20 protein-coding genes are annotated in these 17,339 nt (G+C 54.5%); 1 reads left to right on the top strand and 19 read right to left on the bottom strand.

Annotation, left to right across the window (positions count from 1 at the left end):
* The first annotated feature begins 291 nt into the window (after positions 1-291).
* Positions 292-1,209: a transposase gene (locus L6439_RS16070; protein ID WP_213468239.1), complete on the top strand. Its 918-nt coding sequence runs from the start codon at positions 292-294 to the stop codon at positions 1,207-1,209.
* Between the two features lie 481 nt (positions 1,210-1,690).
* On the opposite strand, the gene L6439_RS16075 is transcribed toward L6439_RS16070, so the two are convergent.
* From L6439_RS16075 to L6439_RS16165, 19 genes are all read right to left on the bottom strand, one after another.
* Positions 1,691-1,858: a hypothetical protein gene (locus L6439_RS16075; RefSeq protein WP_213468238.1), complete on the bottom strand. Its 168-nt coding sequence runs from the start codon at positions 1,856-1,858 to the stop codon at positions 1,691-1,693.
* A gap of 112 nt (positions 1,859-1,970) precedes the next feature.
* On the bottom strand, positions 1,971-2,813 hold the full coding sequence (locus L6439_RS16080) for a sporulation protein YpjB (RefSeq protein WP_213468237.1): 843 nt from the start codon (positions 2,811-2,813) through the stop codon (positions 1,971-1,973).
* A 52-nt stretch (positions 2,814-2,865) separates the two neighbouring features.
* The gene (locus tag L6439_RS16085; protein ID WP_168181502.1) at positions 2,866-3,501 is read right to left on the bottom strand and encodes a DUF1405 domain-containing protein; all 636 of its coding nucleotides are present in this window, start codon (positions 3,499-3,501) and stop codon (positions 2,866-2,868) included.
* Positions 3,502-3,644: 143 nt separating this feature from the next.
* Entirely contained in the window at positions 3,645-4,508 is an 864-nt protein-coding gene (locus tag L6439_RS16090) for a menaquinol-cytochrome c reductase cytochrome b/c subunit (RefSeq protein WP_213468236.1), read from the bottom strand.
* An 18-nt stretch (positions 4,509-4,526) separates the two neighbouring features.
* Complete coding sequence (gene qcrB / locus L6439_RS16095; protein WP_168181500.1) at positions 4,527-5,198, bottom strand: menaquinol-cytochrome c reductase cytochrome b subunit; 672 nt, start codon at positions 5,196-5,198, stop codon at positions 4,527-4,529.
* A gap of 19 nt (positions 5,199-5,217) precedes the next feature.
* Entirely contained in the window at positions 5,218-5,754 is a 537-nt protein-coding gene (locus L6439_RS16100; RefSeq protein ID WP_006678864.1) for a QcrA and Rieske domain-containing protein, read from the bottom strand.
* Between the two features lie 166 nt (positions 5,755-5,920).
* Complete coding sequence (locus L6439_RS16105) at positions 5,921-6,376, bottom strand: DUF2487 family protein (protein ID WP_213468235.1); 456 nt, start codon at positions 6,374-6,376, stop codon at positions 5,921-5,923.
* Positions 6,377-6,470: 94 nt separating this feature from the next.
* Positions 6,471-6,650 (bottom strand): IDEAL domain-containing protein, encoded by a 180-nt coding sequence (locus L6439_RS16110; RefSeq protein WP_006678866.1) that lies wholly within the window; start codon positions 6,648-6,650, stop codon positions 6,471-6,473.
* A 23-nt stretch (positions 6,651-6,673) separates the two neighbouring features.
* Entirely contained in the window at positions 6,674-7,180 is a 507-nt protein-coding gene (locus L6439_RS16115; RefSeq protein WP_168181498.1) for a gamma carbonic anhydrase family protein, read from the bottom strand.
* 69 nt (positions 7,181-7,249) lie between these two features.
* Entirely contained in the window at positions 7,250-8,404 is a 1,155-nt protein-coding gene (locus L6439_RS16120) for a hypothetical protein (protein WP_168181497.1), read from the bottom strand.
* A gap of 139 nt (positions 8,405-8,543) precedes the next feature.
* Positions 8,544-9,158, bottom strand: a complete 615-nt coding sequence (locus L6439_RS16125; protein WP_168181496.1) for a histidine phosphatase family protein — start codon at positions 9,156-9,158, stop codon at positions 8,544-8,546.
* A 48-nt stretch (positions 9,159-9,206) separates the two neighbouring features.
* On the bottom strand, positions 9,207-9,803 hold the full coding sequence (locus L6439_RS16130; RefSeq protein WP_168181495.1) for an anti-sigma factor family protein: 597 nt from the start codon (positions 9,801-9,803) through the stop codon (positions 9,207-9,209).
* Complete coding sequence (locus tag L6439_RS16135; RefSeq protein ID WP_168181494.1) at positions 9,803-10,384, bottom strand: RNA polymerase sigma factor; 582 nt, start codon at positions 10,382-10,384, stop codon at positions 9,803-9,805. Before L6439_RS16135 ends, L6439_RS16130 begins: the two co-directional genes overlap by 1 nt.
* A gap of 566 nt (positions 10,385-10,950) precedes the next feature.
* Positions 10,951-12,045, bottom strand: a complete 1,095-nt coding sequence (locus L6439_RS16140; protein ID WP_213468234.1) for a phosphotransferase — start codon at positions 12,043-12,045, stop codon at positions 10,951-10,953.
* Positions 12,046-12,311: 266 nt separating this feature from the next.
* Positions 12,312-13,406: a prephenate dehydrogenase gene (locus tag L6439_RS16145; protein ID WP_213468233.1), complete on the bottom strand. Its 1,095-nt coding sequence runs from the start codon at positions 13,404-13,406 to the stop codon at positions 12,312-12,314.
* Positions 13,403-14,500, bottom strand: coding sequence for a histidinol-phosphate transaminase (gene hisC, locus L6439_RS16150; RefSeq protein WP_213468232.1), 1,098 nt, complete (start codon positions 14,498-14,500; stop codon positions 13,403-13,405). The genes L6439_RS16145 and hisC overlap by 4 nt, the downstream gene beginning before the upstream one ends.
* Before the next feature lie 42 nt (positions 14,501-14,542).
* Entirely contained in the window at positions 14,543-15,373 is an 831-nt protein-coding gene (gene trpA / locus L6439_RS16155) for a tryptophan synthase subunit alpha (RefSeq protein ID WP_168181490.1), read from the bottom strand.
* Positions 15,370-16,593, bottom strand: a complete 1,224-nt coding sequence (gene trpB / locus L6439_RS16160; RefSeq protein ID WP_213468231.1) for a tryptophan synthase subunit beta — start codon at positions 16,591-16,593, stop codon at positions 15,370-15,372. Before trpB ends, trpA begins: the two co-directional genes overlap by 4 nt.
* Positions 16,550-17,320 (bottom strand): phosphoribosylanthranilate isomerase, encoded by a 771-nt coding sequence (locus L6439_RS16165; RefSeq protein WP_213468230.1) that lies wholly within the window; start codon positions 17,318-17,320, stop codon positions 16,550-16,552. The genes trpB and L6439_RS16165 overlap by 44 nt, the downstream gene beginning before the upstream one ends.
* Positions 17,321-17,339 lie beyond the last annotated feature (19 nt).

The following is a 17,339-nucleotide window of genomic DNA, read 5'->3' on the forward strand; positions in this document are numbered from 1 at the left end:
GTAAGAGGCCCCCATCACGAAAAAAATTGCTGCGCTAACATGCCTCCCTTCATTTTTCCAGCAACGATTATGTCATTCCAGTTATAGGGCAGTTACAGATGATCTGCAAATAACATTGGCTTCCGCTTTGCCTGACTCGAAGGGAGAGTGAAAAGAAGTAGGGAGATAGAAAACAAATCGTTTGAACCCGTTTTTTTGGAAAGAAAGGGTTGAAACCGGAATATATGTTCGCTATAATCGAATCAGGGAACGTTAGTTCGCATAAAACAGGATAGTCTGGAGGGGATGCAAGTGGAGGAGCTGGACAAGATCGGGACATTAGAGGAGCTGTGGAACACATTCGCGACTGAGGCAGATTGCGCCGCTTATTTGGAGAGAGTCAAATGGCCGGAAGGCTTCATTTGTCCGCGCTGCGAGCATCGCCGGGCTTATGTCATCAGGACACGCCGGCTGCCTCTGTATGAATGCCGCTCCTGCCGTCACCAGACTTCCCTTATCGCCGGCACGATTATGGAAGGCAGCAGAACCTCTCTTCGGAAGTGGCTTGCGGCAATTTGGCTCGTCTCGCTACAGGAGCGGGGAATCAATGCCGTTCAGCTGCAAGCCGTGCTCCGAGTAACATACAAGACGTCCTGGCTCATTTTACATAAAATTCGAGGCGCAATACATTACTATGATACCAAGAATCGTTTGAAAGGAGATGTTAAGGGCATTATCGTATTCTATGGGCGCCCGTTCAGTTCGCCGATCGTGATGCATAACAAGGAGACGGCGATTATCGCTGCGGAGGCTCTCTCGTTCTCCGCACACGGACCGGCTCGGCAATTCAAGATGAAACTTATCGGCAGGGAGCATCTGTCGGGCAAGCTGCTGCTTCCTTCGGGATGTCAGCACTTCCAAGATCATCATGTCGCGAAAGACGATAACTATGAGACCGAGATTAACCGCTACATTTTCCGCATCCGCCGGGACAGCCGGCTGTATACGATGTATCGGCAGGCTCGTCAATGGTTGAACCGAACCTTCCACGGAATCGGCCCTAAGTACCTGCAGCGCTATCTGGATGAATTCACCTTCCGGCTCAATGCGCCATGCGCTTCCGTCGCCTCTCAATTACTCCAACTATGTCTTATCCAAGCGTCGCCGGTTAGTTTAACACCTAGGAGAGAAGCGCTTCCTTCATCCCGGGCGGCATCTTGCGCGGCGTAGACAGCCTGTATTCGCGCCCGAATTCACATCTTTCGCGGCGTCTACGGTCTAGCTCCCCTGGATAGCATCTTTCACGGTGTCTACAGTCTAGATCCGCTGAATAGCATCTTTTGCGACGTCTTCGGTCTGGATCCGCTGAATAGCATCTTTTGCGACGTCTACAGTCTGGATCCGCTGAATAGCGTCTTCGCCGCGTCTAGGGTCGGTTTTCGCGCCCGGCTCTGGTGAATAGCATCTTTCGCAGCTTAAGGCGGTGCATGTTTTAATATGTCGGGCCGCATCACGCATTGCCGCGTGATTGCTTTCTTTCGATTGCAAGAGACTTCTATTTCGCTTTTTAGATCGGCGTCTTCAACACCGAGAGACGATGTTTCTTCTCTTCTCTATGAATACCGGTCATATGCGGCAAAGGTGGCGGTTTCTTGTGATTCCTTCAGTGTCCCTGACCTGTATTGATCGGGTGGTCAATCATTCTTCGCCTTTAGCCTGCGCGCTCCCGTCCGATACCCGTCGTGCGGAAGGGCAGGGACGAAACCAATTTTAGGCCGGGAGAGGCGCGATTGAGGAGGCGGCTGCGGTTCGTGTCCATCGTTCCTGAGCCAAGGGGAGAATATTCATAAGGACGTAAAAACCCTTGCCAGCCTTCCATGCAAATCCTCCCCCCACAATGAGGGGTCACTAAGCTAAAGCAGTGCCCCCCCGGGACGGCAGCCGCTTCGTGCGGGAACTCACATCCATATCCCAAATGTTTGGGTTGTGCATTACTTACGGAACCGGCCAGGGCGAATCGAATCATGCTCGTACCGGTATTTCTGCAATGCGACATAGAACAGGACGGAGCAGATGATGAACGTAAATAGCAAAGTCCATTGAATCGGCAGCGCCCCGGTATCTTCTTGGCCGAAGGTCGGAGCGTCTTTGGTCTTGCCGAACAGTTGGCGAAGCCATTCATCCCCTTGCCGGTTCAACGCCTGATTGACCTCGGCAAGAGATGTCTTCTTGGCCACGGCGCGCTCGACAAGCCGGACGAGGGATTCGATGACCTCCATCGTCTCCGGACTGCGCTGAATGGCCGCTGCAGGCCGGATGCGGTCTACATGCAACAGCCACTGCTTGGCGCTGGACAACCACTCTGCTTCTTGCGTAACCTGCTTCATTCGATTCATTTCGTCACGCAGCATTTGTTCATATTGCAGCCACATCGCTTGTTTTTTATGGATTAACGCATCGGACGCCAGCCGCAAGCGGGCCGCCGCATGCATCAGACGCTCCTCATTCAGTTCTATCGCAGGCAACGCGCGCTTTACTTGAACGATCGCGTCGCTAAGCGCCCGCACCCCTTCGACACCCGTCGCGCCGTAAAATGAAGTGTCGGTCATTGCTTCTCCCATCTGTTGCACAAGCTGCCGCGCCTGTTCGAGCTCTTGCTTCTTCACGGCCTGATATATGGCTTCCGCTTGCCGGTCCAGCTTCTGCCATCGTTCCTCCGGCTTGCCGGCTATGCCGTTCGGCTCTGATGCGGCAGCGGCCGGCGCCAGACCAAGTGTACACATGCCAATAATTCCGAGCACAATTGCTAGCCAACGTGAACGCCTAATAAGCATGTACATCCCTCCCCCATCATCGTATGGGGAGATGTCCAAATTTATGCCTCCGCTAACCGCTTCGTCTTGCCTGCTTCATCGCTGCCCAGCTTAACGCAACGCTAGCCCCCGTCAAGGCAAACGTGAACACGCATACCTCCAATAAATACGGATGGAGGGTACGGGGAAGCCACGGAAACACGCCGGCGCTATAATCAACGGTATCATTGAGCCATGTCCAGCAGGCCGCGACCGTTAAGCTGGCACTGCCAAACCGAAATAAGCGTACATACAGCAGCGCTTCTACCGCCATTGCCAGATGGGAACTGATCAGCATCCAATCCTGCCATACCATCGGGTTACCTAGGGCGGCCCCGGCAAGTATCATGGCACATGCCCATATTCCGTATTTGATGGAAGTGACTACCGCCAGGGCTTCAATGAGCTTGGCGATGACGCTTCCCCATACGGAACGGGGTTCCGGACGTATTAATAGAAGGAAAATGCTGATTGTAAAAAATAAGCTGGCCGTCGGGCTGTCCGGGACAAATGGAAGTTGCCATCCCGGATGGTTGTTCCACGTATAGATCAATTGATCTTTATACCAATAATATCCGTACACCGTGCCAAGCAGATTGCACCAAAATAACGTCCACAGCACCCAACGACGGCTTAAAAAAGGACGGCTGAATAAAGCTGTCAGCTTCATATGTACTCTACCTTCTTCCGCTCCGATCCTGCAGGACATCGCGAACGCGCCCGCTTGCCGCGGGGCAGGGATCGAATGAACTAATATTTATCTACAAAACGAGCCTGACCGTCATAACGGTCAGGCTCGAGTCTCTACTTATTTTACTTCTCTGCTTTCTGTTTCGCAAGCCATTCGGCGATATGATTCAGTTCCTCTTCGCTTGCTGCATCCTTCATTGGCGGCATGTTGCCCTTTCCGTTATGGAGGATGTCGAGGATATCATCTTTGGTTAACGTATCGCCGATGCCCCGGAGCGAAGGACCGGATTGACCCTTCAGGTCAGTGGCGTGGCAGCTCAAGCATCCCGCTTTTTTCATATAATCCATAGCAGGATCATCCTTGTCAACCAGGGCGATCTCCTTGTTCGGCTTCGGCTGTCCCGTAGGCTTGCCGGCCATCGCAGCTTCGCGGGCTTTCTCTAACCGGACCTCATGCTCCGGTCTAATGTTCAGCTCTGCCAACTCGGCCTCATAACCCAGCCAAGCGACGCGAGTCAAATAGAAACAAGCGATCAAGCTCACAATCATGAGCGCCGAAGCTACAGGGCGCTTATAGAAGCGGCGTTCCTTCCCTTTGTCCAGGAACGGCGCCAACATTAATCCGCCGAACATGATACCCGGTATGAGCACCGTGCCGATTACGACATAGCTGCCGGACGCATATGGATATTTCAAGAACTGATACAAGAACAAAAAGTACCAGTCAGGAATGGGAACGAACGCTGTATTGTTCGGGTCTGCCGGATAACCTAGCGGAGCAGGCTCCGCAATCGTTAGCACGAAAATCCCTACCAAAGCTACGACGCCGACCATCCATTCTTTCAATAAGAAGTACGGAATGAACGCTTCGGACTTCCCTGGGAATGCGGTATAATCCGGCGGAATCGCTCTCTCGCTTTTTCTCTTGATGCGTGAATCACCGACATATACGATTTTCTCAGTATTCGACGACTTATCGTGTGCCAATTGGTCTCTCCTCCTCTCTTATAGCGGTCCAGAAATACCTTGACGGCGAATCATCAGGAAGTGAGCACCTATCAAGGCCAGTAGAGCCGCCGGCAAGAAGAAGACGTGAATGGCGAAGAATCGCGTAAGCGTCTGCGCTCCGACGATCGTGCCGCCCTGCAGCAATTCCTTGACGTACGGTCCGATATATGGAACGGTATCGGCGATCTCCATACCGACCTTGGTTGCGAAGTATGCCTTGTTATCCCATGGAAGCAGGTATCCCGTGAACCCGAGACCGATCATAATCAAGAGAATCAATACGCCCACGACCCAGTTCATTTCGCGCGGCGATTTGTAAGAGCCGGTGAAGAACACCCGCAACGTATGTAGGAGCATCATTACGATGACGAGACTCGCGCCCCAATGGTGCATTCCGCGTACAATCTGGCCGAAGGCAACCTTGGTCTGCAAATACTCAACGCTGTAGTAAGCGTTGACAATGTCCGGAACATAATACATCGTCAAGAACATACCGGACAAAATCTGAATCACGGTGATAAAGAACGTCAACCCACCGAAGCAGTACACGAACGCGGAAAAATGGTGCGCCGGATTCACGTGTTCCGGAACTTCGTGATCCGCCACGTCGCGCCATATCGGCGTGATATCCAGACGTTCGTCAATCCAGTTGTAAACCCCTTTAAACATCTGACACTACGCCTCCTTGTTACTGCACGTGTTGGTTCGGAATCTTGTCACCAAGATATACAAAACCGTTTTCAATTTTCACTTTGTACTCGTCCAGCGGCGCGCGAGCTACAGCCAGTTGCTTGCCTTCCTTCGTGTAATGCGCTCCATGGCACATGCAGAAATACTGATCTTTGTACTTCGGATTCGAATTCCAGTTAACCGTGCATCCCAAGTGCTTGCATACCGGTGACAACGCAAAAATATCGCCGTTCTCGTCCTTGCTGATCCAGGCAACCAATTGAGGCTTGCTCTCATACCAACCGTCGATTTGCGTTACGTCGAATGTAAATTCCTGAGGTTCATTGGTAATCTTGCTAACTTCCGCGACTTTTATGTAGTTCCCCTCTGTCTTCTTCTGCAGAAGCGGATCCACGGCGAACCGTACCATGGGAATAGCTGGACCGACGAACATGAAAGCGCTCGCTCCACCCAATGTGTAAGAAAGAAATTGTCTACGAGACATTTCTTTGCGAGGTTGGTGAGGTTTCTGCTCGTTATTTTGCGGTTTGCTCATTACTGTCTTACCCCCTTTACACAACCGTTCTCGCAGCTTGCTATGATGAGAATCACAATCTAACTAGGACATCATTATAATATCCCAGTGCCATGAAAGCGTCAAGAATTTACCAGCCGAAATGCAAATGGGAACACGATTCGCGCCAAAAAATGTTGAGATTTTGTCACAATTGCTCTTCAAATTGTGATGCGTACCACATTTTTTGAATTTTGTCTTTCATCAATTCCTTGACAGTGTTCGCATTTTCTGTGCCAAGCTCTGCCGGCGTAAACACAGCATCTGCTTGAGACACCTGTCCCTGGCGGAGCCGGATGGCATGGGAGACGATGATAATATAGGAAAATCCTTGTTCTCTAAGACGCCCGCATACCTTGTCCAACAGCGCGATATCTTCCGGCTGCGGCTCGCTCCCTCCCGCAAAATGGTAAGCCGGATACGTTACGGTGCGCCCGTGGAACGGGATCTCGACCCCGTCCAGCCAATCGCGCAGCCGTTCGAGCCGTTCCGCCGCTTCGACCGGCGACTCCAGCCCCGTCAAGCCGGTCACCGGCAGGATGCAAGTGTCTAGATAAGGCCCCCATTCCTCCCATTGTTCTGCAGTCAACTCGCTGAATTTCATGCTGCTCCCCCTTTTTTCCAGTTACTCCTCCCCCATATTATAACCCGTTGTACAAAAAAATGAAGAATCGCTCAAAGCGCTTCTTCATTAGGGGTTACTGCAACGTCTTCAATTCTTCCGTCAAGGATCGGAACGTGGTCTCATCCCCTGCTGCCAACGCTTTATCAATTTCTTCATAGATTCGTTCCGTCCGGTATTTCCGTATCGCGTCGTCCCAGATCATTTCCGCAGTCAAACTTAACATCGCTTCATACGTCACTTTCATTTTATCCATAGGATGCACCTCCAACCTAACGATTAAGAGATCCTATATTCCTTTCCTTTCACCACATAGCTATCCGTTGTTCTCTTCATGCGCTGCAAATCTTCGTCTGTCAACTCCCGTATGACTCTTGCGGGTGAACCGAGAGAAAGAGTATAGGCCGGTAATTTTTTATTCTCAGTGACGACGGAACCAGCTCCTACTAAAGCATATTCACCAATTTCCGCTCCGTTCAGTACAATGGCCCCCATGCCAATCAATGTACCTGTGCCTATCCGGCAGCCGTGCACGATCGCGCCATGTCCAATCGAGACGCGATCCGCGATGATCAATGGCTGATCCGTGTTGACATGGCCGATAACGCCGTCTTGCAGGTTCACTTCCCGTCCGATCCGAATCGGCGCGAGATCGCCGCGCAGCACGGCGTTGAACCATACGGTGGACAAGGGACCGACGGTTACGTCACCGATGAGCTTCGCTCCTTCCGCTACATACACGGAGGGATCGATGCTCGGTTGAACGCCTTTGTAAGAAATCATCATATGTTCGCACACCTCCGAGACACCTATTTATCGTTGCCATCCTATGGGATAAAAGGTGGTCTCATCGTATCAATGGGCATGCGGCTTGTCAACGTTCAGTTGAATCCTGTCTTCATGGGCCACATACACGCCCTGGATGATTTGCTGCCCTTTCTTCGTCATCTGCAGCACTTGCACTTCATGTCCGGTCTCCCCCAGCCGAAGCAGACCGAGATGGAGCATCATCATGATGACGCGCTGCCGAAATACGGATTCGGATGTGTCGAAGTAGAACGGCCGGATGTAAGGAAGCAGCGTCCGTTCCAGCGACTCCAGCGTCGTCCATTTGGATGTGCAGAGCTGGATCCAGTGAACGACGGACAGCAAATTCGGAATGGCGTTCTTGTACAGTTTCAACCAGAAACGGTAGAGCGAGGCCGTCGGCTCGGTTCCTCTGCTGCTCCGCCTCTCCTCGCCCGCCGGGGAGAGACGCAGCCGCCCGTCTCCTTCCTCCAGCCAGCCTTGGTAGAAGGCGTAGTCATAAATGAAAGAGAACCGGTTCGGATAATCATGGAACCGCCGGCCGTAACCGAATCGCCATTCCCCTTTGCCTATCGGCGCTTCCCGAATCGCGAACGCATCGAGAAGCTGCTGCTGTGCCCGCTTGTACATTACCCCTTCCGAATTCAGAGGCGGACATTCCGTCGCGGCGAAATCAAGGAGCTGCAAAATGTCATCTCCGATTCTCCCATCCTCGTCGCGGTAGGCATGCGGTTCAGCGGTAAGCTGCAATTGGCTGGCGAAGGATTGGTACAGCACATCTTTGAAACGCTGCTTCAAATCGGCCGGAATCTGGAACAAATACTTGGTCTGCGGGTTGCATCCGTTGAACAGCCAGCCGCTATGCTTGAACTTCGCAATCGTATCCCGAGGTTGGGGCCCGTTCGGAGCAGGATCCGACTTGCCAGGCACCACGGTATCGAACTTCGTCTGCTGCACTCGGGCCACCAGTTCCTCCAGGCTGAAGGAAGACCGCTTATCGAACAGAATGGAATTGAGAAAACGCCGTTCCTCCAGCGACATCTCATTCACATGACGTTCGAACACATCCCTGCTGCCAAGAGCCAGCAGAATCGATTGGATCAATTCATGCTTGGAGCGTTCATTGCATACGCAGCCGTACCGCTTAGCAATCCGGGCGAGCTGCCCGATATCCGCATAACTGAGCATATCTGCCAGATTCATGCCGAACCTCCGTTCTTTGTAACTTCATTCCTTGACCGAGTCCTTGTTACATTAACCATTATTGGAAAAAGTCCGGCATTTATTCAGGAAAAGAAAAATAAACAGGCCCCGGTTCACCCATAGGAACCAAGGCCTGCTTCTATCTGCCGCGGTGAATCGTGACCGCATCAGACGGTTGGATATGTTTGGTGCAATTATACAATACAGGATGCCACTCGGCGCCTTGCCGCTCAAGAATCGAGTACGACAAGTTGCCGATATGGCCCTGCGACATTTGTCCGAACAAAGCAATGAACAGTTGGGCCAGCCAGCTGCCATGCGTCACGGCCAGAAGGTTCCGCCCTTCATGGCGGCCCGCGAGGGATTCCAGCGTCTTGACGGCCCGGTCGCGCAGCGCGTCATCCCGCTCTTGACCGAGATCAAGCTGGCGCCAGTCAGCGCCCCAGCGCTGCTCCCGTTCCTCAGGCGTCGTTCCTTCCACCTGCCCGTAAGCACGCTCCACTAATCCCGGCTCCGGCTCGAGCAGCGGAATATTCAGCGCCTCCGCAAGGATAGCCCCCGTCTCGTCAGCCCGGCGAAGGCCGCTTGAGATGACGGCGTCAAATGCGATATCTTCCTTCTTCAAACGCTCGGCAAGCAGCGCCGCTTGCTTCCGGCCGGTATCGTTCAGCGGAATGTCCGTCCGTCCTTGAATCTTCCCCTGCGCATTCCAATCGGTAATCCCGTGTCTAACCAATCCGATATATTGGGCCATTGCTTCTCCTTCTGTACCGTATAAATATGTGGATAACCTCTATTAAAATTAACGACGCACCCGCGTCAGCCAATTCAGCAGCAATAATGCAAACGTAATTCCGAACAAGGATAACGCTATCCAATAATGAGGAATCGTAGGCACCACTTGCAAAATGACCGGATCGCTGATGCTCGCCACCGGGACGCCTATCGTCATTTTCCCCCAGCCCGATTGTTCCCCGCCGGCCACCACCGTCGGGATTACCCCGCTGATATCTTCGATATTCGATTGCTCTCTGCGGACAAGCAGCACTATGAGCGCGCACAAAAATATCCCCATACAAAAAGCAACAATCCCTGCAAGCATATTGCGAGATCGCAGGGACCATGTCTGTGAACGTTGATGAACCGGAACGAGCCAGTCTTGTTCTTCGTAAATCATATTCATAACCCGTGCCGTGGAAAACCCGGAACCGGATGCCTCTTGAACGATTATGTCCGAATCGCCGACCATCCATTCCTCGCTTGCAGCCCATACGCTGTACTGCTCTGCGCAGGATTCGCATTCGCTTAAATGCTTCTCAATCGCCAGCCGCTGCGGATCGTCTTCAGGCAATTCGGAATAGACTGACATCCAATCTAGCGCTTCCGCGCATTTCATCATTAATTCATCCCCTCAACTCCCGGCTCGGTAATGTAGGCCTCCAACTGAGACTTCACACTCGCACGAGCGCGGAACAGCAGCGATTTCACGGAGCTTACCGTCTGCCCCAAGGCATGGGCAATCTCTTGGTAATCCAGTTGGTCATACTCGCGCAGGATGAGGGCCGAACGCTGCTTCTCCGGCAGACGGTTAATGGCGTCGCGCACCAAAGATACCTTCTCGTTCCGCAGCAACGCATATTCCGGTGCCGCCTCGCGCGGCGCTTCCGGAACGATACTGTAGTCATCGTCCAACGATACTTGCACGCTGCGCTGCTTCCGCAGCTCGCTTAGTACCGTATTGCGGGCAATCGTATATAGCCAGGTCGAAAAAGAGGCCTCTGCCTCACGGAACGTATTCAGGCTCCGATATGCCTTGAAGAACGTCTCGGCACATAAATCCTCGGCAAGCAATTCCAACTGGGAGCTCTTTAACATATGAAAAATAAATGATAGCAGTTTTCGTTGATAACGATTCATCAATTCCGCGAACAACTCGACGTTGCCGTCTTTTATTTCGCGGATGATCTGGGAATCGGTCATGGACTCAAGTTCCTCCTTGCTTTCCATATCCTTCCCGATGCGCTACCTGTTAAGGTATACTCTCGAAGTATAGAAAAGTTGCGGATCGGAGTTCAAATTACGTCATTCTCTCATTCACCTATAAAGCGTATGTAAGAGTATTCTTCAAAATGTTAAATAATTTCCTCACATATAGTCGTATTTTAGCATACAAAAGTCGAATAATGATTAAAAATTTTTAAGGTATTTGGCAACCAAGCTTACGTTTCCGTAAGGTTACATCCATATGGTATGCCGTTTCCTTCCAAAAAGTGCTCGGGCTAGCTTCCATTGCAAGAAAACCGGCTTGTCCCCGGACAGATACGGTTTCCCGAAGCATTTCCGATGTAAAGAATGACGCAGAAAAAAATAGGCAAAAAAAAACGCCACCGAAGTGGCGCCGTGCTTACTTATGAGCACTTAGATATTGGATAGGAGTGGAGAGAAACCATACTGTGCCTTTATTATAATGTATCCGTTTTCATTCCGTCAATAGGTTTTCTAAAATTATTTACTTCATTTCACAGATTTTTCCGTAGCACCGAAAATCAGGGCTTTTCCCCATAATTATTGCTCCGCCCCTTCTCAAATTCAAATTGCTCCAACCGCCGAATATACTCGGGGATTCGCTTCTTCACGGCAGCCCGGTCGCCGACCCGCAGCCGGATTCCCTCGCTCCATTCCTCGTCCATCAGCCCCGCATGATGGCAGGCCAGATCAAGCAGCATCAGAAATTCCTCCACCTTTACGGAATATTCAACGTTCTCGTCTCCTTCGGCATAACCGGCAAGAAATCCGTCGGCGAATCCGTTAAGCTGGGACCGGAAGCTGCTGAAGCGGTGCTTCGCATAACGAGGTGAACTGTCGTACGAAGGAAATAGCGTGTTAAAGTTGTTGAGGAGATTTCCGGCAAACACATGATCATCATACTGCAGCGGAAGCGGATCGATGAGCCGGAGCCGCCCGTTGTCAACGATAATGTTCTCGGGGGATATATCCCGGTTCGTCAGCGATAGCCGGGGCGTTCTCCCAAGCCGGTAACGGAGCGCCTCTTCCAGCTTGTCCCGGATTATGTCTTCTTGCAGCGGAATCCCGGCTTGAAGGAGCTCCTTGAATTGCTCCCGGTACTCATTCGCTTCTTCATGCCAGTAGATCTGCAGGTCCCCCTGGATTTCTCCGGCGAGACCTTCCTCCTGCCAACCGAGGAAGCCAAAGCCGCGCAGCGGAGCCTCCCCCCGGCTCATGGCCGCCATAAATTGTCCGCACTGCCGTCCGAGCTCGACCGCATCCGACCGGGTTGTGTCTTGCAGCGACAGCGTGGGCCCGCAATACGACTCAATCGTAAAGGTAAGCCCCGGCTCTGCATGAGAGGCAAAAAAATCAGGACAAACTCCCGGCAGCGCCCGATTCGCATGTTCGTAATACAGCCCCCGAGCCGCGTATTCCCCCAGCATTTCTTGCTCGTTATCTCCAAAGGGAGCGCCGTATACGACCGGCTTCGGAACGCGGAGGACAAGAGCTTCATGTTCGCGGGTGCTCAGCAAATAAGCGGTATGCCATGCCCCCTCGCCGAGATAAGAGGCCGAGAGGCCCTTCGTGCTCAAGCCAATCCGGCCAAGCGCCTCCTCGAACGGGAATTGCATTGATGACGTGCCTCCTTCGGTAATGGTTTGATTTGCTTTATCGGTTCTCGAGTTCCTGACGCACTCTGCCGGTTTACTCTTTCTACATCCACCGTAAAATTTCCTGTCCGTTCGGCTCCAGAGATTGCCAACCTGTCATGGAGCTCGGGCAGCGCGCAAAAGCCAACGGGCCGGTCAAGGTTGCCCCTCGACTGGCCCGTTGTCACCCGTATATGCTGCACGCTGCCCTGCCAAGGAATAGAAGAATGCGCTCTGGGACATTCCCTTCACACATAGATCTGGTACCCGCTGCCGGTCAGCAGCTCATTGGCCCGATCCGCATCCTCCTGCTGCCGGAAGGAGAGGCGAAGGACCCCCGGCACGTCTTCCCGGCTCTCAATAATTTGAAGATTGCTTAAATTAATATGATGGTTGCCGAGCTCGGTCGCGATTTTTCCGATAATGCCCGGCGTGTCCGGGACATCCATATACAGATCGTGAAGCCCGAGCAGCACGCCTTTGCGCCGCTCCGGCATCCGGCTGCGGAACTCGCCAGCCATCGCGAATTGGCGCATAATCCCTTCGCCGTCTCGCTGCTGCAATAGATTGATGAATTGCTCCGTGTTCGCTTTCCAGTCCTGAAGCATTTGGAGAAGGATATCCCGATTATTTAACAAAATATCCCGCCAAATCACCGGATCGCTCGATGCGATGCGCGTAATATCGCGGAATCCGCCGGCGGCCAGCACCTCGTGGAGACTATTGTCCTCGTTGTACTGTTGAACTTGATTGACCAAGGCTACGGCGACGATATGCGGAAGATGACTGATGGCGCCTACGACCGCATCATGCTCCTCCGGATTCATGCGGATAATATGGGCCTTCGTGCAGCGAAGCAAGGAGACCAGCCTGCTGTACGCAGCTTCATCGGCATCCTCATCCGGAGTCAAGACATAATAAGCGTTCTCGAACAGCAGCGTCGAAGCCGCCTCCACGCCGGAACGCTCCGATCCGGCCATTGGATGGCCGCCGATAAAATGCACTCCGCTCCAAGCCAGCTCGCGGGCGCAGCGGGCAACCGACGCCTTCGTGCTCCCGACATCGGTGACGATGCAGCCTGGCTTCACATCCAGCTGGTGGAGGCTTCGGAGCATCGACTCCAGCATCCCTACCGGAGAGCATACAAAAATATAATCCGCATCCCGCACCGCGTCCTGCAGCGAGGTCGTGGCTTCGTCGACGACCCCGCGCTTGACATACTTTTCGGTTGAAGCGGGATTCGGCGAGTATCCGATAACATGAATCCCTGGGTTATTCTTGAAGCACAGGGCGAGCGAACCGCCAATCAGTCCTACGCCCAGAATCGCGATTCTCGTGCTCATATGCCCACCTTGAATTCCGCCAATGTCGCTTCCAACGCTTCGATCATCGCTTCATTCTGCTCGCGGGAGCCGATCGTGATGCGGATATGTGTCGGATACTTCTTATGGCCTGCCCGCGTTATAATTCCTTTGCGCATGAGCGCTTCGAACACCTGCTGCCCCGGATGGCCGACGTCTACCATGATGAAGTTGCCATGGGCCGGGAAGCTGGACAATTGCAATCTGGCGAATTGCTCCTGTACATAGCGGATCCCTTCCGCATTCAGACGGCGGCACTCCTCGATGAATGCGTGATCCTGAACGGCAGCCAGGGCGGCCGCTTGCGCGAAGCGCGACGTGTTGAACGGCTCCCGCACCTGATTGATTAGGCGGATGACGTCGGGATGCCCGATGCCGTATCCGATCCGGAGCGAGGCCAATCCATAGATTTTGGAGAAGGTCCGCAGCGTGATCAAGTTTTTATATTGAGGCAAATAGTCGAGACCGTCCGGGTAAGACTCGTCTGTGACATACTCGCAATAGGCTTCGTCCAGCACGACGAGCACCCGCTCCGGGACGCGCTCCATGAACCGCTCCAACTCGGCGCGGCCGATAATCGTCCCCGTCGGATTGTTCGGGTTGCAGATCCAGATGATCTTCGTCCGCTCCGTGACGGCGGAGAGCATCGCGTCCAGATCATGGGTCCCTTCCTTCAGCGGAACCTCGACCGTGACCGCGCCTTCGATATCCCCGTTGTGCTTATATTGCGGGAAGGTCTGATCGGCGGTAATCTGCTCGTCGCCCGCCACCAAGAACGCCCGGCACAGCATCAGAATCACTTCATCGGAGCCGGCGCCGAACACGATTTGGTCCGGGCCGACATTGAACTTCTCGGCGATCGCGGCCGTCAGCGCCACCGCGGCCCCGTCCGGATAAATGCTGGCATTTTCAATTTCCTGTCTCATCGCTTCTTTGGCCTGAGGAGAGCATCCGAACGGATTCTCGTTGGACGCCAGCTTAATGATGCGGTCCAAGCCCAGTTCCCGCTTTACCTCATCGACCGATTTCCCTGGCTGATAGACAGGGAGATGTACAATACTGCTCTTCGGTTGCATCCGGTTACCACCTTTCCTTACATGGGAAGTCGCTGCAAAGCGTTAATTTCTTAATTGTCGCACAAAATCGCAAATTTGCAAGATCCCATCTTCAAAAGTGGCCTCATCGGACAACAATGGTTGAGCTTCTTCAATTTTCCGCACGATAGCGCTGCCGACAATCACGCCGTCGCAGTACGCCGAAAATTGCTTCACGTGAGCTGGCGTCGAGATCCCGAACCCGACGCAGACAGGGAGCGGGGTCGTTGCCTGTACCTGCCGGATGAACCGCTCGACCTCGTCATCGAAGCTGTCTCTTACCCCGGTCACGCCCAGCGAGGATACGCAGTAAATGAAGCCCCGGCCTTGCGCCGTGATGCGGCTGATCCGCTCCTCCGAGGTCGGCGCGACGAGCGGAACGAGGTGAATGCCGCAAGCATCCGCCGCTTCCCGCACCGGCCCGCTCTCTTCGTAGGGCAGATCGGGGATGATGGCCCCGCTGAAGCCCGCCTCCGCCGCGGTCCGGAAGAAGCGCTCGATTCCGTACTGCATGACCGGATTATAATAGGTGAACAAAACATAAGGAATACGCGCTCCCTGCTCCCGGGCCCGTCTCGCTACCCGGAAGCTGTCCTCCAAGGTCACGCCGCCGCGAAGCGCCCGCTCCGCCGCCCGCTGAATGACGGGTCCGTCCGCCAGCGGGTCGGAATACGGCACGCCCAGTTCGATCACGTCCGCGCCCGCTTCCTCCAAGCGGAGCAGCAGCTTCAAGGTCGTCCCGCGATCCGGATCGCCCAATGTAATGAACGGCATCAACGCCGCCCTTCCTTCCGCGCGGCAGCGCGTGAACATATCATCCAGCCGGTTCGTTGCCTGTGCAGCCATGTCGCTCATCCTTCTTCTCCCCCCAGCGTCTCCATAATCTGATTGACGTCTTTGTCGCCGCGGCCGGACAGGCAGATGACCAGTATCGAGTCCCGAGTCATCGACGGCGCTTCCTTGATTGCCTGCGCTACGGCATGAGCCGATTCCAGCGCCGGAATAATTCCTTCCGTCCGGCTCAGCAATTGAAGCGCGTTCAGCGCCTCGGCATCCGTGATCGGCACGTATTTCGCCCGCTTGCTGTCCTTCAGGTACGCGTGCTCCGGACCGACGCCCGGGTAATCCAATCCGGCCGATATCGAGTGCGCCGGCTGTACCTGGCCGAATTCATCCTGCAGCACATAGCTGAGCGAGCCTTGGAACACTCCGCGGGACCCCTTCGTCATCGTGGCGGCATGGAAGGGCGTGTCGATTCCTTTGCCGGCGGCTTCGACGCCGAGCAGCGCCACCGATTCATCCTGAAGGAACGGGTAGAACATGCCTATCGAATTGCTGCCCCCGCCGACGGCGGCGATGACGAGATCGGGCAGGCGCCCTTCCTTCTCCAATATCTGCTTGCGGGTCTCGTCCCCGATAATGCGTTGGAAGTCCCGCACCATCATCGGATAAGGATGAGGACCGGTCACCGACCCGAGTATATAGAAGGTGTCATCGACATGGCTGACCCAGTAGCGCAGTGTCTCGTTGCAGGCATCCTTCAGCGTGCGGGTTCCCGACAGGACGGGAACGACCTCCGCCCCGAGCAGCTGCATGCGGAATACGTTCAGCCGCTGCCGCTTCATATCCTCCTCGCCCATGAACACCTTGCACTCCATGCCGAGCAGGGCCGCCACGGTTGCCGTCGCTACGCCATGCTGCCCCGCTCCCGTCTCGGCGATGACCTTTTTCTTGCCCATCCGCTTGGCCAGAAGCGCCTGGCCGATCGTGTTGTTGATTTTGTGGGCGCCGGTATGATTGAGGTCTTCCCGTTTCAAATAAATTTTGGCTCCGCCCAACGTCTCGCTCAACCGCTCCGCATAATAGAGCGAGGTCGGCCGGCCGGAATATTCCCGCAGAAGCTGGATGAGCTCTGCCTGGAACTCCGGCTCCTTCGTATATTTATGATAAGCTTTTTCCAGCTCGAGAAGCGCGTTCATCAACGTCTCCGGCACGTATCTGCCGCCGAAGTCGCCGAAGCGGCCATGAGCGTCAGGCAGCGCCGCCGCCGTTCTCTTCGTCTCTGTCTGTTCCATATGCTCTCACCCTTTCGATAAATGCGGTTACTTTACGAATATCTTTTACCCCTTCGGTCTCGACCCCGCTTGATACATCGACGCCATCGAGGCGGCCGCCGGCAAGCAGCCTTCCAACATTGTCCGGACTTAGCCCGCCCGCCGCGTACAGGGGAAGGCCAAGCTCTTCCGCAAGCGACCGATAGCCCGGAATCACGGTCCAATCGAAAGTGCGGCCAGAGCCGCCCCCTTGCGACGGATCATGCGTATCCAGCAGAATGGCGTCAATGGAATGCCGCATGCGGCGCAGCATCGCTTCCCCCTCAGCCATGCGGTTCCCGCCCGGCTCCGCGCCGGCAATCGGCACCGTCAGCCAGACCTGAACCTTGTGCCGGCCCTTCAGCCAGGCCGGAAGGTCCGGATCATGGCCGGCGATCAACTGCACCGCGTCGAGGGGAGCCTCCGTCAGCACCGCGTCCACATCCTCCCGCCGCGGGCGGGCGAACACCCCGACTGTGAGCGGAAGCTTCGCGCCCTCTTCCTCCAAGCGGGCCAACCAGCCGCGCACATCGGCAGGCGAGACGCGGCGCCGGCTTGGCGCGAATACGAACCCGATGCAGTCCGGCCCGGCTCCCACGATCTCCCGGGCCATCTCCAATCCGGCCACCCCGCATATTTTCACGCTCGGCGCCTGATTATGACCGCCGCCGACCCGCTTCATCCCCGCTTCCTCCGCCATTCCCGGCATCACACACTCTCTCCTTCCG

The sequence above is a fragment of the Paenibacillus dendritiformis genome, from assembly GCF_021654795.1.
Classification (GTDB): domain Bacteria; phylum Bacillota; class Bacilli; order Paenibacillales; family Paenibacillaceae; genus Paenibacillus_B.